Genomic DNA, 19,442 nt, shown 5'->3' on the forward strand with positions numbered 1-19,442 from the left:
GGACGCCGCCGCCCTGTCGGGATCGTTTACACCCGCCATCCCGGTAACGATGTCGTTAACCAGAAAATCGGCGCAAAACCCGCAACGCGGGAAATTGGCACAGCCTCTGCAAGGAATGGGATACCCGATGCGTTCGCGCTTCAATTCGGGCGGACCGGCTGCCTTCCCCCCATGCGCCGGTCCGCCCACCCCGGGTTCCCCTGATCCGCCAACCCGGATATTACGCACCGACCACAGCCGGAGCGTACCCCCTTGATCCTATCCACCCTCGCCGCGGCCACCGGCGATGTCGGCATGGCCGCCGGCCATATCCGCTATGCCGATCTCGGCCTCGATCCGGTCGCGCTGAACCTCGGCTTCTTCCAGCTGAAATGGTATTCGCTGGCCTATATCACCGGCATTCTCGGCGGCTGGTGGTATCTGCTCAAGCTGCTCGACCAGCCGGGCGCGCCGATGGCGCGGCGCCATGCCGACGACTTCGTGTTCTATGCGACGCTCGGCATCATTCTGGGCGGGCGGCTGGGCTATGCGATCTTCTACGCGCCCGAAATGTTCACCGACCCGATCAAGATCCTGCGGCTGTGGGACGGCGGCATGTCGTTCCATGGCGGCATGGTCGGGTTGATCCTCGGCATCTGGTGGCTGGCGCGCAAGCACGGGCTGCGCGCGCTCAGGGTCGCGGACTATGTCACCTGCGTCGCGCCGATCGGCCAGTTCCTCGGCCGCATCGCCAATTTCGTGAATGGCGAGCTGTGGGGCAAGCCCAGCGACGCGCCTTGGGCAGTCGTGTTTCCGCGCACCGTACCCGGCGGCCTCGACCCGGCACGCCACCCCAGCCAGCTCTATGAGGCGCTGGGCGAAGGGCTGATCCTGTTCCTGATCCTCGCCTTCTTCTTCTGGCGCACCGATGCGCGCTACAAGCCCGGCTTCCTGCTCGGCACCGGCATGGCCGGGTTCGGCGTCGCGCGCTTCATTATCGAATTCTGGCGCGAGCCCGATGCGCAGCTGGTGGAATTTGCGCAGGCGACGGGGCTACATATGGGCCAGTGGCTGACGCTGCCGATGATCGCGATCGGCATCTACCTGATGGTCACGTCGAAGCGGCGCCGGGTGCGGGTGGAGCCGATCGCGGGGTCGGAGAGCGTGGCTTGACCGAACCCGTCGTCACCGCCGCCGACCCCGCGCTCCCCGAACGGCTCGCCCGCGCGATCACGCTGGCCGGGCCGATCAGCCTCGCCCAGTTCATGGGTGCGGCCAACGCGCATTATTACGCGACGCGCGATCCGCTGGGCGCCAACGGCGACTTCACCACCGCGCCGGAAATCAGCCAGATGTTCGGCGAGCTGATCGGCCTGGGGCTGGCCGACAGCTGGGACCGGGCCGGTCGTCCGGCGTCACGCTATGTCGAATTCGGCCCCGGTCGCGGCACGCTCGCCGCCGATGCGCTGCGCTCCATGGCGTCGGCGGGGTGTACGCCGCCGGTCCATCTGATCGAAACCAGCCCGACGCTGCGCGACGAACAGGCAAAGCGCGTGCCGCAGGCCGAATGGGCGGTCGATACGGTCGGCCTGCCCGAGGATGGCGCGCTGCTGGTCGTCGCCAACGAATTCTTCGATGCGCTCCCCATCCGCCAGCTGGTCAAGACGGCGGACGGCTGGCGCGAGCGATTGGTCGCGTGCCAGGACACGTTGTTCCTTCCGGTCATGGGGCAGCGCGGGTTCGATCCGATCATTCCCTACCAGTTCCGCGACGCGGCCGTGGGATCGGTGCTGGAAACCGCGCCGGCCGCCGTGGCGATAATGCGCCAGTTGGCCAAGCGGATCGTCGCGCAGGGCGGCTGCGCGATCGTCATCGACTATGGCTATGCCGGCCCGGCGCTGGGGGATACGTTGCAGGCGGTGCGCGGGCACGGCTTCGTCAACCCCTATGACGATCCGGGCGAGCAGGACCTGACCGCGCATGTCGATTTCGGGACGCTGATCGAGGCCGCGCGTGCCGAAGACGCGGTCGCCTTTGGCCCGGTCGATCAGGGTGCGTTGTTGAAGGCGCTGGGCATCGACGCCCGCACGCAGGCGCTGGCCGCCCGCAGTCCCGAGCGCGCCGACCAACTGCGCGCCGATCGCGACCGGCTGGTGGAGGAGGAACAGATGGGCACGCTGTTCAAGGCGATTGCGATCACCTCGCCCGGCTGGCCGGTGCCGGCGGGGTTCGCGGCATGACACCGACCCTGCGCGACGCGACGGTCGCCGATGCCGGACTGCTGGTGACGATCGGGACCGAGACGTTCACCGACACCTTCGGCCATCTCTATCATCCCGACGACCTTGCCGCCTTCCTCGCCAAGTTCACGGTGGCGGCATGGGAGGAGGAATTGTCCGACCCGCGCTTCCATGTCGTGCTGGCGATGGCGGGGGACGACGCGGTCGGCTATGCCAAGCTCGGTCCGCCGTCGCTGCCGTTCGAACCGACCGGAAAGCCGATCGAACTGCGCCAATTCTATCTGCGTAGGCAAGCGCAAGGCACCGGCCTCGCCGCGACGCTGATGGAGCATATGCTGGCCAAGGCGCGCGCGACCGGCGCCGACGAGCTGTTCCTGTCGGTGTTCATCGACAACCATCGCGCGCGGCGCTTCTACGAACGCTATGGGTTCGAACGGGTCGGTACCTACGCCTTCATGGTCGGCAACCACCGGGACGAGGATGACGTTATGCGGGTGGCGCTATGACGGTGGAAGTGTTGCGCAGCGCTGCGCTGGAGGGGGTGGCGCACGGTTTTCTCGGGCGGCGCGGCGGGGTGTCGACCGGAGTCGTCGCCGGCCTCAACACTGGCCTTGGATCGGGCGACGATCCCGCCGCCATCGCCGAGAACCGCGCGCGCGCCGTTCAGGCGGTGCTGCCGGGGGCGGCACTGTGCGGGCTGTACCAGATTCATTCGGCCTCGGTCGTGCGCGTCCTGACCGCCTTTCCCGATGGGGAACGGCCGCAGGGCGACGCGATGGTCACCGAACGGCCGAACATCCTGCTCGGCATCCTGACCGCCGATTGCGCGCCGGTGCTGCTCGCCGACCGCGAGGCGGGGGTGGTCGGCGCGGCCCATGCCGGGTGGAAGGGGGCGCTGGCCGGGGTGACCGATGCGACCATCGCCCAGATGGAAAAGCTCGGCGCCCGTGCCGACCGCATCGCCGCCGCGGTGGGGCCCTGCATCGCGCGCGCGAGCTATGAGGTCGATATGGGCTTCGTCGAACGCTTCTGCGCGACCGATCCCGAGAATGAACGCTTCTTCGCGGAGAACCGCCCGGGCCATGCCCGGTTCGACCTTGAGGCCTATGTCGTCCACCGGCTGGCGGCGGCGGGCGTGCGGCGGATCGAGGCGCTGGGGCAGGACACCTATGCGCAGGAGGACCGCTTCTTCAGCTTCCGCCGCGCGACGCATCGCGGCGAAGCGGATTATGGGCGGCAGCTGTCGGTAATTGGGATCGCAGCGTAGCGCCCTCGCCGTACCCCCGCGCAGGCGGGGGTCCAGAGCCCCGAGCGCAACCGTTGTCCTGCTTGGCCCTGGGCCCCCGCCTGCGCGGGGGTACGACGTGGTGGCTTGTGCCCCCCCACATCGTAATTTGGTTTCTGTCGTAACTATCGCTACCCTTCCCGAAAAAGGAGAGATTCGTGACCGACGAAACCGAAGCCGACCTGACCGGCGTTCCCCCGCGCCGCCGCCCCAAGCTCCCGGTCGACACCGTCGGCGGGCGCCGGTTGAAGCCTGCGACGCTGATGATGGGCCATGGCTATGATCCGGTACTGTCCGAAGGCTCGCTCAAACCGCCGATCTTCGCGACCTCGACCTATGTCTTTCCCAATGCGGCGGCAGGCAAGCGGCATTTCGAGGGCGTGACCGGCAAGCGTCCCGGCGGGGCGGAGGGCCTCGTCTATTCGCGCTTCAACGGCCCGAACCAGGAAATCCTCGAAGACCGCCTCGGCGTCTGGGAAGCGGCGGAGGATGCGCTGGTCTTTTCCAGTGGCATGTCGGCGATCGCGACCCTGTTCCTGTCGATGGTCCAGCCGGGCGATACGATCATCCATTCCGGGCCGCTCTATGCCGCGACCGAAACGCTGATCGGCCGCGTGCTGGGCCGCTTCGGGGTCGACTATCTCGACTTTCCGGCGGGCGCGACGCAGGACGAGATCGAGGCGGTGCTGCGCAAGGCCGAGGGCCGCGTGCCGCTGATCTATCTCGAAAGTCCGGCCAACCCGACCAACGCGCTGGTCGATATCGAAGCGGTCGCCGCCGCGCGTGACGCGGTGTTCGGCGACACGGTCGAAAAGCCGCCGATCGCGATCGACAACACGTTTCTGGGGCCGCTATGGCAACAACCGCTGCAGCACGGCGCCGACCTCGTCGTCTATTCGCTGACCAAATATGCCGGCGGACATAGCGATCTGGTCGCCGGCGGCGTGCTGGGATCGAAGGCGCACATCAACACCATCCGGTCGATGCGCAACACCATCGGCACGATCTGCGACCCGAACACGGCGTGGATGCTGCTGCGCTCGCTGGAGACGCTGGAGTTGCGCATGAGCCGCGCGGGCGAGAATGCGGCGAAGGTCTGCGCGTTCCTGAAGGACCATCCCAAGGTCGAGCGGGTCGGCTATCTCGGCTTCCTGAAGGACGATCGCCAGGCCGACATCTATCGTCGTCACTGCACCGGCGGCGGGTCGACCTTCTCGCTGTACCTGAAGGGCGGCGAGCGCGAGGCGTTCGCGTTCCTCGACGCGCTGACCATCGCCAAACTGGCGGTGAGCCTCGGCGGGACCGAGACGCTGGCGAGCCATCCGGCGGGGATGACGCACCTGTCGGTGCCCGACGCGCGCAAGGTGGCGCTGGGGATTACCGACAATCTGGTGCGCATCTCGATCGGGGTCGAGGATGCCGATGATCTGATCGCCGATTTCGAACAGGCGCTGGCGGCGATCTGACCAGAAGATCCTCCCCATATCATGGGGAGGGGGGCCAGCCGCAGGCTGGTGGAGGGGCGTTGCCCCAGGCGTAGCGCTCGCGGCTTTGCCCCTCCACCACTCGCTGACGCGAGCGGTCCCCCTCCCCGTGCCGGGGAGGATCTTATCCCCCGCCAATCCCCTCGATCACCTTCCCCGTACCGCCACAATTCTCGCACTCGCCATCGCGGATCGTGCCCGTGCCGCCACAGCGCGGACACACATCCTCGCCCGTCCCGGGCGTGCCCGGCGCCGCATCGTCACCCGGGTTCATCGGTTCGGCCATGATCTTCTCTCCCGTCAAACCGCAACAACGGTCGACAGCGCGGGGAAGGTCCGGCATGACGGCTCGCCTTATGGCCCCGCGTTTCGCCTTTACCGTCACCGCCACGTCCGGCCGCGCCCGCACCGGCACCATCGCCATGCAGCGCGGCGACATCCGCACGCCTGCCTTCATGCCGGTCGGCACCGCCGCCACCGTGAAGGCGATGAAGCCGCAGGACGTGCGTGCGTCGGGCGCCGACATCCTGCTCGGCAACACCTATCACCTGATGCTGCGCCCCAGCGCGGAGCGGGTCGCGCGGCTGGGGGGCTTGCACAAGTTCATGGGCTGGGACCGCCCGATCCTGACCGACAGCGGCGGCTATCAGGTGATGAGCCTGTCCGAACTGACCAAACGGTCGGAGGACGGGGTCGAGTTCAAGAGCCACTTGGACGGCACCCGTCACCTGATGAGTCCCGAACGCTCGATGGAAATCCAGCGGTTGCTCGGCTCCGACATCGTCATGGCGTTCGACGAACTGGTCCCGACCACCTCGACCCGCGAGGTGCAGGCCCGCGCGATGGAACGATCGATGCGCTGGGCACGCCGCAGCCGGGCCGGGTTCGATTCGGGTGAGGAGCATTCCTCGCGCGCCGCGTTGTTCGGCATCCAGCAGGGGGCGCTCGACGAAAAACTGCGGAAAAGCTCCGCCGACGCGCTGATCGATATCGGCTTCGACGGCTATGCGGTCGGCGGCCTTGCCGTGGGCGAAGGGCAGGAGGCGATGTTCGGCGTGCTCGACTATGCGCCGCAGCAGCTGCCGGTGGACAAGCCCCGCTATCTGATGGGCGTGGGCAAGCCCGACGACATCGTCGGCGCGGTCGAACGCGGCATCGACATGTTCGACTGCGTGCTGCCGACCCGCTCGGGCCGCACCGGACAGGCGTTCACCCGTTCAGGCCCGATCAACATCCGCAACGCCAAATTTGCCGAGGATCTGGGGCCGGTCGACCCCGACTGCGCCTGCCCGGTCTGTCACGGCCACAGCCGCGCCTATCTCCACCATCTCGTCCGCGCGGGCGAGATTCTGGGGGCGATGCTGATGACCGAGCATAATCTCTATTTCTACCAGGCGCTGATGGTCGACCTGCGCGCCGCGATCGCGAGCGACACGCTGGCCGCCTTTGCCGACGATTTCCGGGCACGCTACACCGCCCCCAAGCATTGAACCCCGACAAGAGGGAGAGGATCATGACCGACAAGACCGAACTGAACGAAGTGACCGCCGCCGCCAAGGAGGTGAAGCGCGTCGCCGACGCCGCCGCCGAAACCAAGCAGCCGTCGAAGGGGCAGGGCTGGCCGCTGGTGCCGATCGGCATCGGCATCGGATCGGCCGCACTGGCCGCCGCGTTGCTCTACGCGAATTCGGGGCGCAAGAAGGACTGATTTCTTCTCGTCATTCCCGCGAAGGCGGGAATCCATAACCGCTGACGGTTGCGCCTTTTCCGCGACGCTCGCGTGTATGGACTCCCGCCTGCGCGGGAGTGACGAAGCATTTCGGTTCGATCGCGACGTCGTAACCGGCGATACGTTGACACTCCGGGGCAATGCGGCCCACACCTGCCGCATCATCCGTCCGGAGAGTTGCCCCCATGCGTTTCGGCCTCGCGCTGCTGATCTCGACCGCCCTGCTTGCCCCGGCTCACGCGCAGCAGCGCCCCGCCCCGACGGCGCCCGCCGCCAGCCCGACCGTACCGCCGATCGCCTATACCGAACGCACGCTCGCCAACGGCCTGCGCGTCTATGCCATTCGCGACACGTCCAGCGCGAACGTGTCGGTGCAGGTGTGGTACGATGTCGGGTCGAAGGACGATCCCGCCGGCCGCTCGGGCTTTGCGCACATGTTCGAACATCTGATGTTCAAGGCGACGCGGAACCTGGTGCCCGAACAGCTCGACCGGCTGACCGAGGATGTCGGCGGGTACAACAACGCGTCGACCGCCGACGACTATACCAATTATTACGAGGTGGTGCCTGCCAACCACCTGCAGCGGCTGTTGTTCGCCGAGGCCGACCGGATGGCGACGCTGGTCGTCGATCCCAAGACCTTCGCGTCGGAACGCGAGGTGGTGAAGGAGGAACTGCGCAGCCGCATCCTCGCCCAACCCTATGGCAAGCTGTTCGGCCTCTATGCGCCGATGGTGTCGTATAGCCACCACCCCTATGCGCGGCCGGGCATCGGATCGATCGAGGATCTCGACGCGGCGACCATCGACGATATCCGCGCGTTTCACGCGACCTATTACCGGCCCGACAATGCCGTGCTGGTGGTCGCGGGCAATTTCGATCCCGCGCAGTTGAACCGCTGGGTCGACCAGTATTTCGGCACCATCGCCAAGCCCAACCGTCCGATCCCGCGGGTGAGCGTCGACGAACCGGTCCGCCAGCAGCCGGTGACGAAGACGGTCTATGAGGCGAACACCCCGCTGCCCGCGATACTCATCAGCTATCCGCTGCCGCCGGCCAATCATCCCGATCAGGCGGCGTTGAAGGTGCTCGACGCGATCCTGTCGGGCGGGGACAATTCGCGCCTGCACCAGAGCCTCGTCTATCGTGACCAGATCGCGCAGGATGTCGGCGTGCAACTCGATGCCAAGCAGGGACCGGGCACGCTGTCGCTCTACGCGATTCTTGCCGGCGGCAAATCGGTGGCCGAGGGCGAAGCGGCGCTGAAGCGCGAGGTCGCCAGCCTGATCGCGACGCCGCCGACGGCGGCCGAACTGGCCGAGGCCAAGAACGAGATCACCACCGCCGAACTGCTGTCGCGCGAGACGGCGGAAGGGAAAGCGTCGGCGCTGGCGCAGGGCGTGATCGTCGAGCGCGATCCGAAGGCCGCCGACAAGGCGCTGGCCGCGATCGGTCGCGTCACCGCCGCCGATGTCCAGCGCGTCGCGAAGACGTGGCTCCCCGCCAACCGCGCCGCGACGATCCGCTATCTGCCCGATACCGCCAAGCCGGCGGGGGCGAGCAGCGACACCATCGCCATCGCCAACAGCGTGGTCACCGCACCGCTCGCCGTGCCGCCGGGCATCGCGATCCATACCCCGGCACCCGAAGGCCAGCGCGTGCTGCCGCCCGCCCCGGCTGCGCCGGTACAGGTCGCGATTCCGGTGCCGGTCGAACGCCGCCTCCCCAACGGCATGCGCGTCGTGCTGGTCGAAAAGCGCGGGGTGCCGGTGGTGACCGCCGCCTTGGTCGCGGGCGGTGGCGCGGTCGCCGATCCCGCCGATCGTGCCGGCGTCGGCGAACTGACCGCCGGGCTGCTGACGCAGGGGACCAAGACCCGCTCGGCGACCGAGATCGCCCGCGCGGTCGAATCTTTGGGCGGCAGCATCGGCAGCGGTGCCGGATGGGATTCGCAGAACGTCACGCTGACCGTCGGGTCGGGACAGGTCGCGCCGGCGCTTGGCATCCTCGCCGATGTCGCGCGCAACCCGGCGTTCGCGCAGGACGAGATCGACCGGCTGCGCACCCGCACCATCGACGGGGTCAGCGTCGCGCTGACCGATCCGGGGCAGTTGTCGAGCCTCGTCGCCGACCGCGCGGTGTTCGGCGGCGCGCCCTATGGCCATCCCGCCAGCGGCACGCCGACCACGCTGAAGGCGATCACCCGCGCCGACATCACCAGCGCCTATGCCCGCGCATGGCAGCCCGAAAAGGCGACTCTGGTGCTGGTCGGCGACATCACCCCCGATGCCGGGATGGCGCTGGCGACGCAGCTGTTCGGCGACTGGCGCAGCCAGCCGAACGCAACGCCCGCGCCGGTGCCGCAGGTCGCCGCCCCCGCCCCCCGCGTCATCGTCGTCGACATGCCCGGTGCCGGACAGGCGGGCGTCGTCGTCGCGCGGCCGGGCATCGCGCGCAGCAACGCCGCCTATTTCCCCGCCGCCGTCGCCAACGCGACGCTGGGTGTCGGCTTCTCGTCGCGCCTGAACCAGGAAATCCGTATCAAGCGCGGCCTCGCCTACGGTGCCCGGTCGGAGCTGGATGCGCGGCGGAACGGGGGTGCGGTCGGCGCATCGACCCAGACCAAGAACCCGTCCGCGCCGGAGGTGGTCAAGATCATCACCGACGAGATGCGCCGCATGGGTGCCGAACCCGCGCCGGAAGCCGAACTGGCGACACGCAAGGCGGTGCTGACCGGCAATTTCGGCCGCACGATCGAACGGACTAGCGGCATCGCCGGTACGATCGTCACCTATGTGTCGGACGGAGTACCGCTGGCGCGCATCGCGACCTTCCTTCCCTCGATCGAGGCGGTCGGTCCGGCGGCGGTGCAGCAGGCGGCGGCCAAGGTCATGGACCCGAAGGCGGCGAGCATCGTCGTGGTCGGCGACGCGAAGCAGTTTCTCGAACCGCTCCGCGCCGCCTATCCGCAGCTGGTCGTGATCCCCGCCGCGTCGGTCGACCTCAGCCGCGCCGATCTGGGGGTGAAGTAGGAGTCGCACCGTCACCCCGGACTCGATCCGGGGTGACGGAACGTGAGCATTCTAGAGGCTGATCCATCCAACTTGAATCGGACGTCATCCCAGCGAAGGCTGGGATCTCTCGGTGACAGCACGCCACAGGAGCCGCTTGAGACCCCAGCCTGCGCTGGGGTGACGTTTTAATGCAGATGGATCACACTCTAGACCTCGGAATCTTGCGACTTTCGATACTTTTTCCGGCTAGGTCCTGCCCCATGGCGGCCCTTCCCCCCATCAACCGGCGCGTGCGCAGGATCGGCGGCGCGGCCCTGCTGCTCGTCGGTGGGGCGATCGCCGTGCGGGCGGGGATCGCGGCGCGTGAGCATCGCGATCCGTCCGCGCCACCACCGCCGGTGGCGACCGGCTATGAGGCCGACGATCATTTCCCCGGCGCGGCGCAACTGTTGCTCGACGCCCCGGTCCGCCGGGGGGAGACCGGCACGGCGCCCCTGCCCGCGCTTCCCGCCAACGCGGATGCCGGCGACCTCGGCGACGCATCGATCCGCCCGGCCCGCCCGTTCGTATTGCGTGGTAGCCAGCTCGACCGCGCCCGCGCGCTGCGATGCCTGACCACTGCCGTCTATTACGAAGCAGGCAACGAACCCGATGCCGGGCAGCGGGCGGTGGCGCAGGTCGTGCTGAACCGCGTGCGCCATCCCGCCTTTCCGGCGACCGTGTGCGGCGTGGTGTTCCAGGGGTCGAACCGGCCGGTATGCCAGTTCAGCTTTGCGTGCGACGGGGCGATGGCCCGGGTGCCGGCACCGTCGGTCTGGCTGCGCTCGCGCCGGGTCGCCGCGCGTGCGCTGTCGGGCGACGTCTTCGCGCCCGTCGGGCTGGCGACGCATTACCATACCTATGCCGTCACCCCGTCGTGGAACCGGGCGCTGGTGATGACCGGCGTGTTCGGCGCGCATTTCTTCCACCGGTGGAAGGGGTGGTGGGGCACCCCCGCGGCGTTCACCGACCGCTATATCGGCATGGAGCCGATGCCGGGGCCACTACGCCCCCTGCCCCCGCCGCCGACGCTGGAGGCGGTGCCGGTCCCGAACGTCCCGCTGGTCCCGCCGACGTTCGTCGCGCCGCCGACGCCGGTGGCCAGCGCGACACCCGTGGTGGAGCCGAAGGATACGCTGCCACCGGAATCGCAGGTCCTCGACCGGTGGAAGGATTCGGGCAAGCCGTTGCGGTAGGACCGGCCTTTCTCGCTCCCCCGTGACTTTCCCCCGCCGGCCCCCTACCTGAGCGGCAACCAACCGGAGTGTGCCCCATGTCGCTGACCGTCGCCGTCCAGATGGACCCCCTTGCCGGCATCAACATCGCGGGCGATTCGACCTTTGCGCTGATGCTGTCAGCGCAGGCGCGCGGCCACCGGCTGTTCCATTATGCGCCCGAAGACCTCAACCAGTCGGGCGACCGGGTATGGACGCAGGCCCGGCCGGTGACGGTGCAGCGGGTGGTGGGCGATCACTTCGCGTTCGGCGACGCCGTCAGCCTCGATCTGGGCGAACAGGCCGATGTCGTGCTGATGCGGCAGGATCCGCCGTTCGACCTCGGCTACATTACTGCGACGCACCTGCTGGAGCGGATCAGCGACCGGACTTTGGTGGTCAACGACCCGGCATCGGTGCGTAACGCGCCCGAAAAGCTGTTCGTGCTCGATTACCAGCGCTTCATGCCGCCGACGCTCATCACCCGGTCGGTGGACGAGGCACGCAAGTTCCTGAACGAGCATGGCTCGATCGTGGTCAAGCCGCTCCACGGCAATGGCGGTAAGGCGATCTTCAAGATCGATGCCGATGCGCAGAACCTGTCCTCGCTGATCGAGGTCTTCAACACCGCCTATCGCGAACCGCATATGGTCCAGGCGTTCCTGTCGGCGGTGGCGAAGGGCGACAAGCGCATCGTGCTGGTCGATGGCGAGGTCGCGGGTGCGGTCAACCGGCTGCCGGGTGCCGGCGAGATCCGCTCCAACCTCGCGGTCGGCGGCACGGCGGCCAAGACCGAGTTGACGGACAAGGAACGCGAAATCTGCGCCGCGCTCGGGCCCGAACTGAAGCGGCGCGGGCTGATCTTCGTCGGGATCGACGTGATCGGCGGCGAATGGCTGACCGAGATCAACGTGACGTCGCCTACCGGCATCGTCGCGATCGAGAAGTTCGACGGAACCGATGTTGCCGGCATGATCTGGGACGCGATCGAGGCGCGGGTGGCGGAGCGGTAACGACACCAACCAGCCACGCACGTCACCCCAGCGCAGGCTGGGGTCTCAAGCGGCTCTTGTCCCGCGCCATCACCGGGAGACCCCAGCCTGCGCTGGGGTGACGTGGTTGGCAGGATGGGGCAACCGGCACGCACGGCACGAAACCCCGACCCGGACGTTCGGAACCCCCATGACGACCTTCATCCTCGATGCGATCGCGCGCGGCGGCTATATCGGCATCTTCCTGCTGATGGCGCTGGAGAATGTGATCCCGCCGATCCCGTCGGAGGTCATCATGGGGCTGGGCGGCATGGCGGTCGCGCGCGGGGACATGGCGATGGTGCCGCTGCTGCTATGGGGCACCGCCGGCACGACCGCGGGCAATTATTTCTGGTACGCGATCGGGCGGCGCTTCGGCTATCTGGGGTTGAAGCCGTTCGTCGATCGCTGGGGCCGGTGGCTGACGGTCGAATGGGAGGATGTGGAAAAGCTGCACCGCTTCTTCCGCAAGCATGGCGGCAAGACGGTCTTCATCTTCCGCTTCATGCCGACGTTCCGCACGATGATCTCGCTACCCGCCGGCATGGCGTGCATGCCGCGCTGGCGCTTCTTCCTCGCAACCTTCACCGGCAGCATCGTGTGGAATGCGGTGCTGGCCTATGCCGGGCTGTGGCTGGGATCGAATTTCCAGCAGCTCGACCATTATGTCGGTCCCATCGCCATCGCGATGTCGGTCGCGATCGTGATCGGCTATGTCTACCGCGTCATCACGTGGAAGCCGCGCGCGCAGCGGTAATTCGTTCGCATCAGTACGTCACCCCAGCGCAGGCTGGGGTGACGTACTGATGGCTTATCGAAGCCGCAGCGCCTTCATCACATCGGTCCATGAGACGTACTTGAAATTCTGCGTCTCCGGCGCGTTGTCGCCGTCCTGTGCGACCATCAGCCCCTTGGGGAATTTCGGCCCGAAATCGCCGAGGATCAGATCGATCCCGTCGGTTTCGCTGGTCCCGTCGATCGCCCCGCCGCCGATGCGGAAGCGCCCGGCATAGGTGACGTCCGGCAGACGGTAGAGCGTATAGGCATTGTCGCCCTGGCTGCTGACCACCAGATAGCCGCCGGTCCGGCCGGCCGGGGCCAGTGCCAGCCCTTCGGCATCGGCGACCAGGGTGGCAGCGTCGACCCTGGCGATCGCGGTGCCGTCGACCGGAGCGGCGGGATCGGCGGCGAAGCGCCACAGCCCGACATCCTCTTCGGCGACATACAGCAGGCCGGTCCGGTCATCGACCACGCAGCCTTCCGCCTGCGTCCCGACCTTCATCGACCGTACCGTGCGCGCTACCGGCGTCGCGCCGGCCAGATCGATCGACACCTGATCGATCCGCCCGTCCTTCATGACGACGAAGCCGAACAGCGCCTTGTCGGCCTTGCGGGTCCACAGGCACATGCCATAGGCTTCACCCGTTCCGACCGGATAGCGCCCCAGCGGCACCAGCTTCTTCGCCACCGTGTCGAGCGTGAACAGCGCGACATGCGCCTGCGTCTCGTCCGCCCGGTCGCTTGCCGCCGCGATCACCCGGCCGTCGATCTCGCGCAGGTCGACATTGTTGAGCCGCGCGGCGGGCGTGAAGCTCAGCCGCCTGCCCGACAGGTCGTACACATGGATGCCGGCCTTCTTGTCGGTGCCGATCACCAGGCTGGCCGCCGGATTGCGCCGGTTACGCCAGATGGAAGGATCGTCGGCGGCATCGGCGGCGGTATCGACCGGATCGGTCTCCGCGGCCGCCGGCACGACCGGTACGGCAGCGGTGGTCGCTGCCGGCGGGGGCGTCACCGCACACCCGCCGAGCAACGCTGCAACCAGAGCCAAACGCCGCATCAGAAGTTCACCCGCACGCCCGCCTGATAGCGGCGGCCGAACGATTCCCGCTCGATCGTGTAGCGCGTCTCACGGACATAGCGGCGACCCGGACCGTTCAGCAGGTTGCTGAAATTGCCGAACAGTTCGACGTTGCGATTGACCGCATAGCGCAGCGACGCGTCGAGTTCGTCGTCCTTCGCCCAATAGAAGTCGCCGCCATCGGCCGTGCTGCCCAGATCGTCGAGCCAGCGCGAACGGTTCTGATACTGGACCCGCGCCGAGAAGCCGTATTTCTCGTAATAGGCGCCGATATTGTACACAGCGTCCGACGCGCCGGGCAGCTGTACCCGGCCGCCGTCCGGCGTTTCGGCACGGCTGCGGTTGAGCGTCGCGTTCAGCTGCACGCCGAACCCGCCCATCCAGTCGGGCAGGCCGAGATCGGCGACGAACGGGTCGAGCTGCTGCTGGATCGCGCCTTCGATGCCGATGATCGACCCGGTCCCGCCATTGGCGATCGCCGAATAGAGATATTGCGACCGGTCGACCCCGTTCGCGTTCAGCACGTCGCTGTTGAAGGTGCGGGTCGTGTCGAACAGCACGTCGCGCAGCCGCTTGTAATAGGCACCGAACGACAGGAAGCCGGCGGGTGCCACATAATATTCGACATAGGCGTCGACGCCCATCGCCTTTTCGGGCTTCGCGTCGGGATTGCCGCCCGAGATCGTCAGGTTCGCATCGTTGAACGACAGGTTGGGGGCCAGCTGATCGTAATCCGGCCGCGCCGCGCCGGTGTTGAACGACAGCCGCGCCTTCATCCGGTCGTTGACGTCGTAGTTCAGGTGCAGGCTGGGATAGACCAACGTGATGTCGCGATCGATGGTCAGCGGCGTGGCGGCGTTGCCGTTGACGAACGCCGACGAGCGGTTGCGGATATGTTCGACCCGCGCCCCGCCGATGACATTGCCCCAGCCGGTCGTGACCGTCGCCATCGCATAGGCCGAATAGATGCGCTCGTTGACGTCATAGAGGTTGGCGAACTGATCGCGATAGGTTCCGATCGTCTTCGCGCGGTCGACCAGATCGAGGATCTGGCCCTTGCCGAAATATTGGAAGGTATAGCCGAGCGGGATTTCGCCCTGGAACCCGCCGGGGATCGCGATCTGGCCGTAATTGGTCGGGATGCCGGCGGCGGTGAACTGCGCCGCGCTGTTGAGTTCGAGCAGCCGTTCGTCGACCGACTTGGTCCGGTCGTCGAAGCGGACACCGACCGCGAAGGTCGTCCGTTCGCCCAGCAGCCCGTCGACGTCATGGCTGAGGTCGAGCCGCGCGGTATAGGCGTCGGTGGTGTCGGCGGCGATCAGCGAGCGCAGGCGGGCAAGCGAGCGCGGGAAATCCTCGATCGCGGTCACCCGGTCGCCGCGGGCGAAGGTGCCGTTGGCGTTGCGGATCGTGCGATAGAGCTGCACGCGCGCCAGTTGCGGATCGGTCAGGTCATAGGCGACGGTCAGCCGGTTGGCGGCATTGGCGCCGTTGGTGCCGAAGGACGGGCTGTCATAGTTCAGCTGCGCCGGCTGCGTCCGGTCGTCGATCGACCGGGTATAGTTGGCCCGCCACGACACGCGCCACGTGTCGAGATCATGGTCGCCGCCCAGCGTGTTGGTGAACACCGACTGCTTGTAGGCGCGCACGGTGAAGTTGGAATTCAGGTCGATGCCATAGACGGTGCCGCGCAGCGGGGTGTTCCCGGTGCAGATATCGGCATAGCCGGTGGTGCCGGCCGGCGGCGTCGCGTTGACGGTGCACGCGGCGGTGCCGATCGGCACGCGCGACTGCTGATCGTCGAGGTCGAAGATATAGTTGTTGCGCTGTTCGTCGTCCTGGAACGCCGAATAGATCGTCTCGGCATAGATGCGGTGGCCAGGCGCGGGCTTCCAGTCGAGCCGGGTCGACAGCGCATAATTCTTGCGGACGAGGCGGTAGAGCTTGTTCTCGGTCTCGCGGGCCCAGATGCGGTCGGCGGCGCCGGGACGGCGGTCCTGCTCGACCGTTTCCCAATCGGTTTCAAAATTGTCGGTCACCATGCCGCGCCGATACAGGCTGGCCGAGGACGACACGGCGAATTCGCCGATGCCGGTGTCGAACCGGTCGGACACGACCAGCGACCCTTCGAACTCGCGCCGGTCGCCCAGCTCGACCAGACCATAGCCGGCCTTGCCCGCGACATGAAAACCGTCCTGATCGAACCCCGAACGGGTGATAATGTCGATATTGCCCGAAATCGTCTCGCCGACCATGTCCGGGGTCACCGCCTTGCGCACGATGATTTGCTTGGCGATCGCCGAGGGAATCGAATCGAAGCGGGCGGCGCGGCCTTCGGGGCTGACGACGTTGACGCCGTCGAACGACAGCGTGGTCCATTTCTTGGGAGCGCCGCGCAGGTTGACGTAGCGCGCTTGGCCCTGGTCACGCTCGACGGCGACGCCGGGCAGGCGGCTGATCGCCTGGGCGATATTCTGGTCGGGCAGGCGACCGACCGCGTCGGAGGCGATGACCGACACGAGCGCCGGGCTGTTGCGCTGGATTTCCAGCGCGGCGGCTTCGGATTCGGCGATCGGGCGGCTGCCGCGTACGACGATCTCCTGGCCCTCGTCATCGGCGGGGCTCGGATCGACCGCTACCGGCACCTCTTCGGTCGGCCCGGCGAGCGCCGCTGTCGGCAGGAACGCCGCACCGCTCAGCAGTGCACGCATGAAAAGGCCCTGCGAGGACCGCGCAAAATCAGCAACCATGTGTTCTTGTTCCCCTGGAAGCGCCCCAGCTTCCCTCCGGGCCGAGCCCCTGCCGCGCCCGCATGGCAGACCGGTTACGCGGCCATGACCGAACGATGACGCCACCCCTCGCGACCAGCAGTGTGGCTCTGGTGCAACAAGTTATGCAATCCTTTGCAATAGCTATGAACCAGAACGTTGCAATCGTTTGCAATGCCGATTATTTGCGATTCGTGAACCGGTAATCGCCGGACCATTTCCCAAGGAGGGGACCATGAAGGCGTTCCATATTCTGCTCGCGTCGACCGCCCTTGCGCTGCCGCTGCCCGTGCTGGCGCAGACCGCCGATGTGCCCGCGACCGATACCGCCCAGCCCGCCGACGATACCGCCCCCGCCGATGATGCCGACATCATCGTCACTGGCGTCGCGCGCGGCCAGAACCGGCTCGACAGCTCGGTCTCGGTCAGCTCGCTGGGCCAGGAAGCGCTCCAGACAAACGCACCGCGCTCGGTCGCCGAACTGTTCCGCAACATCCCCGGCGTCCGTTCGGAAAGCTCGGGCGGCGAAGGCAATGCCAATATCGCGGTGCGCGGCCTGCCGGTCGCCTCGGGCGGGTCGAAGTTCCTGCAGCTGCAGGAAGACGGCCTCCCCATCCTCGAATATGGCGACATCACCTTCGGCAATGCCGACATCTTCCTGCGCGCCGACCTGAACGTCGCCCGGGTCGAGGCCATTCGCGGCGGCTCCGCCTCGACCTTCGCGTCGAACTCGCCCGGCGGCGTGATCAACATGATCTCCGACACCGGCGAGCGCGAAGGCGGCGTGATCCAGGGGGCGACCGGCATCGACTATCGCGATTTCCGCACCGACTTTTCGTACAGCAAGCACCTGTCCGACACGCTGCGCGTCCATGTCGGCGGCTTCTACCGCTTCGGCGAAGGGCCGCGCGAGGCGGGCTATGACGCCAATCGCGGCGGGCAGATCAAGCTGAACGTCACCAAGGAATTCACCGGCGGCTATGTCCGGCTGTACGGCAAATATCTCGACGACCGCGCCATCGCCTATCTTCCCAACCCGATCCGGGTCAGTGGCACCAATGACGATCCGAAATACAGCGAGATCGCCGGCTTCTCGATCAACCGCGACACGCTGCATTCGCCCAACATCACCCGCAACCTGACGCTGGACGGCAACAACAACCCCGTCGTCAACGACATCCGCGATGGCCAGCATCCGCTGGTCAAGGCGGTCGGCTTCGAAACCCAGTTCCAGCTGGCCGCGGGGTGGAACGTCACCAACCGCTTCCGCTATTCGGACATTTCCGGCCGCTTCATCTCGAACTTCCCGGCGAATGTGGATTCGGCGGCGACCATCGCCACCGCGCTGGCCGGTGCCGGCTCGACGCTCAGCTATGCCACCGGCCCCAATGCCGGCCGCGTGATCGCCAATCCGGCGACGCTCAACGGCAACGGCCTGCTCGCGCAGATCGTGGTGTTCGACACCAAGCTCAACAGCCTCGACAACATCACCAACGATTTCCGCCTGAGCCACGACATTGCGCTGGGTGGCGGGACGCTCGGCCTCACCGCCGGCTTCTACAAGTCGCGCCAGACGATCGACACCGACTGGCTGTGGACGTCGTTGCTGTCCGACGTGGTCGGCGGGGGCAATGCTGCGCTGGTCAACGTCCGCAACGCGGTCGGCACCTCGATCACGCAGAACGGCGTGTTCGGCTATGCCGCCAGCTATTTCGGCGGATGCTGCCGTCGCAGCTACGACCTGAACTACGACACCAACGCCCCCTTCGCCTCGCTCAACTGGTCGGGCGGCGCGCTGACGCTCGACGGGTCGGTCCGCTATGACTTCGGATCGGCCAAGGGCACCGTGGCCGGCGCCGATCTGGGCGGCGGGCGCGTCGGCATCACCACCCGCGACATCAACCGCGACGGCGTGATCGCGGACGCCGAACGCCGCGTCGCGATCATCCCGCTGGGCAGCCCGGCGCCGGTCGATTACGACTTCAACTACTGGTCCTATTCGCTCGGCGCCAACTATCGCCTCAGCCCCGACCTCGCGCTGTTCGGCCGCTACAGCCGTGGCGGGCGCGCCAATGCCGACCGCCTCCTGTTCGGACCCGCCGTCAGCACCACCACCGGCGGCCTGCTCAACGCCGACGCGGCGGTCGATATCGTCCGCCAGGCCGAGGCCGGCATGAAGTACCGCGCGAACGGCATTGCCTTCTACGCCACCGGCTTCTGGGCACGGACCGAGGAGCAGAATTTCGAGGCGACGACCCAGCGCTTCTTCGACCGCAACTACCGTGCCTATGGCATCGAGCTGGAGGGCAGCATCAAGCGCGGTCCGTTCAGCCTGAATGCCGGCGGCACGTGGACCGATGCGAAGATCGTCAGCGACGCGGTCAACCCCGGCACGGTCGGCAACCGCCCGCGCCGCCAGGCGGAGTTCGTCTTCTCGGCCACGCCGCAGATCGACGTCGACCGGTTCACGCTCGGTGCCAACGTCATCGGCACCACGTCGAGCTATGCGCAGGACAGCAACCAGCTGAAGCTGCCGGGCTATACGCAGGTCAACGCCTTCGTGCAGTTCCGCCCGGCGGAGCAGGTCCAGTTCTCGGTCAACGCGAACAACCTGTTCGACACGATCGGCCTGACCGAAGCGGAAGAAGGCGCGATCCCGGCCAACGGCATCGTCCGCGCCCGTTCGATCAACGGCCGCACCATCTCGGCGACCGCGCGCTTCAGCTTCTGACCTCCCTGAAACTGACGCCGGTGCCGAGATCCGTGGCACCGGCGTTTTTTTGTGTTTCAACGCTATC

At 67.2% G+C, this 19,442-nt stretch carries 15 protein-coding genes; 12 read left to right on the forward strand and 3 right to left on the reverse strand.

Annotated features, from left to right (window positions below; all coding sequences use genetic code 11):
* Positions 1-252 precede the first annotated feature (252 nt).
* The 5 genes from lgt to AVT10_RS12470 all read left to right on the forward strand — a co-directional run bounded on the left by lgt (position 253) and on the right by AVT10_RS12470 (position 4,970).
* Positions 253-1,152, forward strand: coding sequence for a prolipoprotein diacylglyceryl transferase (gene lgt / locus AVT10_RS12450; RefSeq protein ID WP_066691876.1), 900 nt, complete (start codon positions 253-255; stop codon positions 1,150-1,152).
* The gene (locus AVT10_RS12455) at positions 1,149-2,219 is read left to right on the forward strand and encodes a class I SAM-dependent methyltransferase (protein WP_066691878.1); all 1,071 of its coding nucleotides are present in this window, start codon (positions 1,149-1,151) and stop codon (positions 2,217-2,219) included. The genes lgt and AVT10_RS12455 overlap by 4 nt, the downstream gene beginning before the upstream one ends.
* The gene (locus tag AVT10_RS12460) at positions 2,216-2,725 is read left to right on the forward strand and encodes a GNAT family N-acetyltransferase (RefSeq protein ID WP_066691881.1); all 510 of its coding nucleotides are present in this window, start codon (positions 2,216-2,218) and stop codon (positions 2,723-2,725) included. The genes AVT10_RS12455 and AVT10_RS12460 overlap by 4 nt, the downstream gene beginning before the upstream one ends.
* Complete coding sequence (gene pgeF / locus AVT10_RS12465) at positions 2,722-3,486, forward strand: peptidoglycan editing factor PgeF (RefSeq protein WP_066691885.1); 765 nt, start codon at positions 2,722-2,724, stop codon at positions 3,484-3,486. Before AVT10_RS12460 ends, pgeF begins: the two co-directional genes overlap by 4 nt.
* A gap of 176 nt (positions 3,487-3,662) precedes the next feature.
* Positions 3,663-4,970, forward strand: a complete 1,308-nt coding sequence (locus tag AVT10_RS12470) for a cystathionine gamma-synthase family protein (protein ID WP_066691889.1) — start codon at positions 3,663-3,665, stop codon at positions 4,968-4,970.
* A 142-nt stretch (positions 4,971-5,112) separates the two neighbouring features.
* On the opposite strand, the gene AVT10_RS18590 is transcribed toward AVT10_RS12470, so the two are convergent.
* Complete coding sequence (locus tag AVT10_RS18590) at positions 5,113-5,274, reverse strand: hypothetical protein (protein WP_164523896.1); 162 nt, start codon at positions 5,272-5,274, stop codon at positions 5,113-5,115.
* Positions 5,275-5,344: 70 nt separating this feature from the next.
* Between AVT10_RS18590 and tgt the strand changes: the two genes are divergently transcribed.
* From tgt to AVT10_RS12500, 6 genes are all read left to right on the forward strand, one after another.
* Positions 5,345-6,478, forward strand: coding sequence for a tRNA guanosine(34) transglycosylase Tgt (gene tgt, locus AVT10_RS12475; protein WP_066691892.1), 1,134 nt, complete (start codon positions 5,345-5,347; stop codon positions 6,476-6,478).
* A gap of 23 nt (positions 6,479-6,501) precedes the next feature.
* Positions 6,502-6,696, forward strand: coding sequence for a hypothetical protein (locus tag AVT10_RS12480; RefSeq protein ID WP_066691895.1), 195 nt, complete (start codon positions 6,502-6,504; stop codon positions 6,694-6,696).
* A 206-nt stretch (positions 6,697-6,902) separates the two neighbouring features.
* Positions 6,903-9,749 carry a M16 family metallopeptidase gene (locus tag AVT10_RS12485; protein WP_066691898.1) on the forward strand — a complete coding sequence of 949 codons (2,847 nt, stop codon included), beginning with the start codon at positions 6,903-6,905 and terminating at the stop codon, positions 9,747-9,749.
* Positions 9,750-9,991: 242 nt separating this feature from the next.
* Positions 9,992-10,966, forward strand: a complete 975-nt coding sequence (locus tag AVT10_RS12490; protein WP_066691907.1) for a cell wall hydrolase — start codon at positions 9,992-9,994, stop codon at positions 10,964-10,966.
* Positions 10,967-11,043: 77 nt separating this feature from the next.
* Positions 11,044-11,997, forward strand: coding sequence for a glutathione synthase (gshB, locus tag AVT10_RS12495; protein ID WP_066691909.1), 954 nt, complete (start codon positions 11,044-11,046; stop codon positions 11,995-11,997).
* 169 nt (positions 11,998-12,166) lie between these two features.
* Positions 12,167-12,772 carry a DedA family protein gene (locus tag AVT10_RS12500; protein WP_066691911.1) on the forward strand — a complete coding sequence of 202 codons (606 nt, stop codon included), beginning with the start codon at positions 12,167-12,169 and terminating at the stop codon, positions 12,770-12,772.
* Positions 12,773-12,826: 54 nt separating this feature from the next.
* Here AVT10_RS12500 and AVT10_RS12505 read toward each other — a convergent pair whose 3' ends face one another.
* Both AVT10_RS12505 and AVT10_RS12510 read right to left on the reverse strand, forming a co-directional pair.
* Positions 12,827-13,855, reverse strand: a complete 1,029-nt coding sequence (locus tag AVT10_RS12505; protein WP_066691913.1) for a phytase — start codon at positions 13,853-13,855, stop codon at positions 12,827-12,829.
* On the reverse strand, positions 13,855-16,587 hold the full coding sequence (locus AVT10_RS12510; protein WP_066691915.1) for a TonB-dependent receptor: 2,733 nt from the start codon (positions 16,585-16,587) through the stop codon (positions 13,855-13,857). Before AVT10_RS12510 ends, AVT10_RS12505 begins: the two co-directional genes overlap by 1 nt.
* 292 nt (positions 16,588-16,879) lie before the next feature.
* Here AVT10_RS12510 and AVT10_RS12515 point away from each other — a divergent pair, with 292 nt between their 5' ends.
* Positions 16,880-19,375, forward strand: coding sequence for a TonB-dependent receptor domain-containing protein (locus tag AVT10_RS12515; protein ID WP_066691918.1), 2,496 nt, complete (start codon positions 16,880-16,882; stop codon positions 19,373-19,375).
* The last annotated feature ends 67 nt before the right edge of the window (positions 19,376-19,442 follow it).

The sequence above is a fragment of the Sphingomonas hankookensis genome (assembly GCF_001619955.1).
Taxonomy (GTDB): domain Bacteria; phylum Pseudomonadota; class Alphaproteobacteria; order Sphingomonadales; family Sphingomonadaceae; genus Sphingomonas; species Sphingomonas hankookensis_A.